This is a genomic window from Corallococcus sp. CA053C (assembly GCF_003611675.1).
Taxonomy (GTDB): domain Bacteria; phylum Myxococcota; class Myxococcia; order Myxococcales; family Myxococcaceae; genus Corallococcus.
This window is the reverse complement of record NZ_RAWA01000531.1, coordinates 1-5,729: the sequence shown is the minus strand read 5'-3', so window position 1 is coordinate 5,729 and position 5,729 is coordinate 1. Positions and strand designations below refer to the sequence as shown.

Below are 5,729 nucleotides of genomic sequence, written 5' to 3'. Positions count from 1 at the left end.
CCACCGGCCCGCGCCGACGCTGGATGGCCAGGTGGCGCACCTCCTCCTCCTTGTCGAACAGGGCCTGCCCCTCCTGTTCGACGAGGACTTCTCCCAAGAGCCGGCCCAAGAGCCGGACATCCCGCCGCAGCGGGGGATCCACGGGACGTGAACGCGCCATATCGGACCAGGAAGGTAGTCCCTCCCCGCATCCCCTCTCTTACGCATTCTTCAATTTTCGCCCACCACCGAACGAAGACTCACTCCGTCCTTGCAAGAAAAATTTAACCTCCCGGTCTTCCACTATTGGCATGTCTTCCATTAGAAACAGGCCCCTCCCGGAAGTACCGGGCCACTGAACCGAACCTGAATAGGAGTTGCAATGCGTAAACCCCCCTCTTGGCTGGCCTGGAGCCTCCTCGCGTTCGCGGCGCCGTCCGCCTACGCGGAGCGCGCCTGGTACGAGAAGCCGCAGCCCGACATCGCCCCTCCGTCCGCGTCCCTGCGCAAGGTGGCCACGGAGGACATCACCGACGACCTGCCCCACCGGCTGGGCGAGCAGCAGAAGGAACTGAAGGCGCAGGCGCTGAAGGAGCGGCTGGAGGGCCGCGGTCAGCCCGGCAAGGTGCAGAAGCTTGCCAACGGCAAGTTCGTGGAGCTGGAGCTGGAGCGCACGGACCGCATCTTCGTCATCCTGGTGGAGTACGGCACGCAGATCCACCCGGTGTTCGGCGACCCCGCCCGCAACCCCGGCGGCAACGTGCCCGGCCCGGTGCACAACGTGATCGCGGAGCCAGACCGGACGGTGGACAACACCACCATCTGGCAGCAGGACTACAGCCGCGAGCACTACGAGAAGCTGTACTTCGACACCACGCCCGGCGCGGACTCGGTGGCGAACTACTACAAGGCGGCGTCGTCCGGCCGCTACACCGTGAACGGCGTGGTGTCCGAGTGGGTGCGCGTGCCGTACAACTCCGCCCGCTACGGCAACAACCTGTGCGGCTCCAGCAACTGCTCCAACTCCGTGTGGCCGCTGATCAGCGACGCCATCAAGGTGTGGACGCAGGGCCAGGTGGCCGCCGGCAAGACGCCCGCGGAGATCAAGGCGTACCTGGACACGTTCGACACGTGGGACCGGTATGACTACGACGGCGACGGCGACTTCAACGAGCCGGACGGCTACATCGACCACTTCCAGCTCGTCCACGCCGGCATGGGTGAGGAAGTCGGCGGCGGCGATCAGGGCACCAACGCGGTGTGGAGCCACCGCTGGTTCGCGTACAGCACGGGCCTGAGCGCGGACGGCACGGGCCCCGCGTACAACCCGAACGGCGGCACGCGCTTCGCGGCGAACGTGGACAAGTGGGTGGGCGACTACACCATCCAGCCGGAGAACGGCGGCCTGGGCGTGTTCGCGCACGAGTTCGGCCACGACCTGGGTCTGCCGGATCACTACGACACGACGAACGCGGCGGACAACGGCACGGGCTTCTGGACCATCATGTCGTCGGGCTCGTACCTGAACGACGGCACGACGGACATCGGCACGCGCCCGGGTGACTTCTTCGCCTGGGACAAGCTGCAGCTGGGCTGGCTGGACTACGCCTCGACGTCCGCGGGCCTGTACTCGTACCACAAGCTGGGTCCCGCGGAGTTCACGTCCAAGAACGCGAAGCAGGCGCTGCTGGTGAAGCTGCCCGGCAAGCCCCGCGTGCAGCCGACGACGGCGCCGTTCGAGGGTCAGTACGCGTGGCAGGGCGGCCAGGGCAACAACCTGGACCGCGTGCTCGTGAAGACAGTGAAGCTGCCGAACAAGAAGCCCATCACCTTCTCCTTCAAGACGTGGTTCGACATCGAGGAGGACTGGGACTACGCCTACGTCGGGGTCTCGGTGGACGGCGGCGCGTTCGTCAACCTGCCCAGCCCGGTGAGCCGCGACACGAACCCCTGGGGCAACAACCTGGGCAACGGCATCACCGGCACGTCCGACGGCTGGGTGCCGCTGGAGTTCGACCTGTCCGCCTACGCGGGCAAGACGGTCACGCTGAAGCTGCGCTACAAGACGGACGGCGCGGAGTTCGGCAAGGGCTTCCTGGTGGACTTCGTGCAGCTGTTCGCGGGGACCAAGTACGTCTTCGGTGACGACGCGGAGTGGGGCCACAAGTGGTGGGACCAGTCCACGTTCTTCCAGACGGACGGCACCAACACGCTCTACGACCACTACTACCTGGCCGAGTGGCGTCAGTTCCGCAGCTACGACGAGACGCTGGCCACGGGCCCGTACAACTTCGGCTTCAGCGCGGATGGCCTCTTCGACTTCGCGGAGCGCTACGCGTACAACCCCGGCCTGCTGATCACCTACTGGGACACGTCCGTGACGAACAACAACGTGTCCACGCACCCGGGCGAGGGCCGCATCCTGCCCATCGACTCTCGTCCGCAGCCCCTGCAGCGCAGCGACGGCCGCTACTGGTCCGGCCGCGTGCAGACCCACGACGCGACGTTCGGCCTGCAGCCCAGCTTCCCGCTGTCGCTCAAGCCCAACGGCTTCCCGCGCAACGAGTACCCCTCGCAGCCCGCGGTGCCGGTGTTCAACGACACGAACACCTTCTGGTACGCCACGCAGCCGTACGCGGGCGTGAAGGTTCCTCCGACGGGCACCATCATCGAGGTGCTGACGGAGAACAAGGACCAGACCGTGCTGCAGGTGCAGGTGCGTCCGGTCGAGTGAGCGCCTGACGCTTCCTTCGCATTGAAGCCGTGACATCAGGAGGCCGGTCCCGCTCGTTCGCGGGGCCGGCCTTCGTCGTGAGGGGCTGTAGGATGGGGCTTAGCGTGAACGCCTCGCCCTCCCTTCCCCCGCTCTCCCGTCCCTGGCTCGTGCCCGGGGTGCTGATCTTCCTGTGCGTCCTCCACGTGGCGCTGGGGCTGGGGCTCCTGCCGGGGTGGATGTTCGGCAAGTACCCCGACAGCGCGCGCATGCTGGCCGCGGGGCGGCTGTCCCCCGAACAGGGCGCGGACTTCAGCCCGCTGTACCTGCTGCTCAACGTGCTGCTGTCGCCAGGGCCGCTGCGGATCCTCCAGAGCCTCGCGGGCGCGGGCGGGCTCGTCGCCGTGTACGTGCTGGGCGCGCGCCTGGTGTCGCGCACGGCGGGCCTCGTCGCGGCGGCGCTGCTGGCGGTGACGGTGCCGGTGCTGCTGTACGAGGCGACGCTGGAGCCGGACCTGCTGGTGATGGTGTTCAACCTGGCGGCGCTGGCGCTGCTCGCGGCGGCGAGCCCGGGCTTCCGGATGCCGGCGGTGGTGGGCGCGGGCGTGCTCCTGGGGCTGTCGGGGGCCACCCGGCCCACGGGCCTGTTCATCCTGGGGTTCGCGGCCCTGTGGGTGGCGCGCGAGGCGTGGCGGGACAGGCTCCGTCGCTTCCTCGCTCCGGCGGTCCTGCTGGGCGTGGGGTTCGTGGCCTCGGCGCTGCCGACGTTCGTGGTGCGCGCGAAGGTGGGCTCGCAGCTGGGCGCGACGATGAGCGCGGGCGCGGTGCTGCACATGGGCAACCGGCCAGAGGGCACGGGGTTGGGGGCGCAGCCGCCCACGCTGCTCAAGCAGTACGAGGCGCAGCTGCGCTCACCGGACCGCCCGGATTTCGCGCACCACCTCTACCGGGAGTTCGCGCGCGCCGACACCGGGCAGGCGCTGTCGCCCGCGGACGCGGAGCTGTTCTGGGTGAAGAAGACGGTGGCCTTCGCGCGGTGGGAGCCGGGCAGCTTCCTGGGGCTCGTGGGCCGCAAGCTGGCGTTCTTCCTGTTCGGCCCGGACGGGCATGACCTCGTGGAGGTGCGGCGCGCGGAGGCGCGGCTCGGGGCGTGGCCGCTGGTGAGCGCGCAGGTGCTGGGGCTGTGGGGGCTCGCGGGGTTGCTCGTCGCGCTGTGGCGGCGGGAGCGCGTGGGGCTGGTGTTGATGTACCTGGTCGCGAGCTCGGTGCTGGCGCTGGGGTTCTACGTGGTGAGCCGCTACCGCGTCGCCGCGCTGCCAGCGTGGGCCCTGTTGGTGGGCGTGCTGGTATCCACCGTGTTTCAGGCGCGGCGCCGTCCCCGTGAGCTGGCCGTGTGCGTGGGGCTGGTGGTGGCGGTGTGCACGCTGCCCGTGCTGTTCCCGTTCGTGCGCGACGTGCAGCGGCAGTTGGAGCGCGGTGAGACGAACGCCGCGGACGGAGGCGCGCTGGCGTCCGCGCTGGCGGCGGGGCGCTATGACGAGGCCACGCGCGCGTTCGTGCGGCTCCAGGCGGCGCAGCCCTTCACCGCGCTGCTGCGCAACGTGCGGGGCGTGCCCTTCGAGTCGCCCGAGGTGGCCGCGCAGTCGGCGGCGCTGTCGCTGGAGCGCTTCGGGGCGGACACGCCGATGGATCTCTTCTTCATGGCGGAGCTGGCCCGGCGCGCGGGGAAGTGTGAACAGGCGCTGCCGGCGGCCCGGGCCGCGGCCGGGTTCCGTGGCGTGCTGTACGACACCTCGCTGGATCCGCGGCTCGTGGCGGCGCGGTGTGAGCTGGCGCAGGGGGACCGGACAGGGGCGCTCGCGGATGCTGCGCGGTCCCTGGAGGAGCGTGGGGGGACGTTGGATGCGCTGGCGTTCGCGGTCGCGGCGGCGGAGGCGCTGGGGGATCCGAGGCGCGAGACCTGGGAGCAGGAGTTGTTCGCGCTCCACGACTCGCTGGATGCGCGGCATGCGCGGGGCAGTGCGCGGCTCCTCTGGGGCCATGCGGCCGGGGCGCTCGCGGACGCGGAAGGGGTGCTGGCCCTCTTCCCGGAGCTGGCCCCGACGGAGTACCTCCGGGCCTCGGCCCTGGCAGCGCTGGGACGACACGAGGAGGCGGTGCGCTCCTATACCGTCGCGCTCCAGCGCACCCCGACCGCGGCCTTTCCCACGGGTCCGATGGAGCAGGCGGTGGCGGCGCGGCTCGCGGAGGCGCCGGATGCGTGGCGGGTGGTGGCGCTCGCGGCCGAGCATCATCTGCGGGCAGGACGGCTGGAGCTGGCCCGAACGCTGTATGCCCGGGCGCTGAGCCTTTCGCCGAAGGATGCGGGCCTGGCGCGCGCCGTGCGGGAGCTGGAGGCGGCCCGTCCGTCAGGCATCACCGTGCCGCCTCCGCCCCAGGTGAGCGCGGCGCCGTGACGGCGTCAGAGCACCCGGGTGAACTTGAAGCTCGATGAGGCCCGCTCGTAGCCGAGCGCTTCGTAGAAGCGGTGCGCCCCCTCCCGGTGACTGCTCGAGCGGAGCATGAGCACCTGGCAGCCGCGCACTCGCGCCCAGGCTTCCGCCTCCGCCATCAACGCGCGGCCACAGCCCGTCCCCCGTTGCGCGGCGTCGACGACGAGGGCGGCGACCTCCGCGGTGCGCGGCAGGTGCAGGGCCGGTCGCTCCTGTACGTGCATCCAGCCCACGACGCCCGCGGGCTCCCGCTCCGCCACGAACACCGCCTGCCCGGGCACGGACCGGAGCCTCTCGAATCGCTCTTCCAGCTCCGGGGCCGTCGCGGGCCAACCGAGCTGTTCGCACAAGCCCACGAGCCCGGACACGTCCGACGGGCGCAGGGGACGGAGTTGAACAGGGGACATGCAGGGCTCCTTGTCCGGAACGCTAGCCCACCCTTGCTGAAGGAATCCCGACACCCTCGTGCGCGCCGGGCGCGGATGCTGCCCACCCGACGCTAGGTTGCGCGCCATGGCCGAGTGTCCCGTTGGTCCCGCCAACCC

At 70.4% G+C, this 5,729-nt stretch carries 3 protein-coding genes; 2 read left to right on the top strand and 1 reads right to left on the bottom strand.

Annotated elements, in window-relative coordinates; all coding sequences use genetic code 11:
- Positions 1-361: 361 nt before the first annotated feature.
- Both D7V97_RS39230 and D7V97_RS39225 read left to right on the top strand, forming a co-directional pair.
- A complete protein-coding gene (locus tag D7V97_RS39230) occupies positions 362-2,713 on the top strand; it encodes an immune inhibitor A domain-containing protein (RefSeq protein WP_120615695.1) in 2,352 nt (783 codons plus the stop codon).
- Between the two features lie 104 nt (positions 2,714-2,817).
- Positions 2,818-5,148: a tetratricopeptide repeat protein gene (locus tag D7V97_RS39225; protein ID WP_158623551.1), complete on the top strand. Its 2,331-nt coding sequence runs from the start codon at positions 2,818-2,820 to the stop codon at positions 5,146-5,148.
- 5 nt (positions 5,149-5,153) lie between these two features.
- On the opposite strand, the gene D7V97_RS39220 is transcribed toward D7V97_RS39225, so the two are convergent.
- Positions 5,154-5,591 (bottom strand): GNAT family N-acetyltransferase, encoded by a 438-nt coding sequence (locus D7V97_RS39220; protein ID WP_158623550.1) that lies wholly within the window; start codon positions 5,589-5,591, stop codon positions 5,154-5,156.
- Between the last annotated feature and the right edge of the window lie 138 nt (positions 5,592-5,729).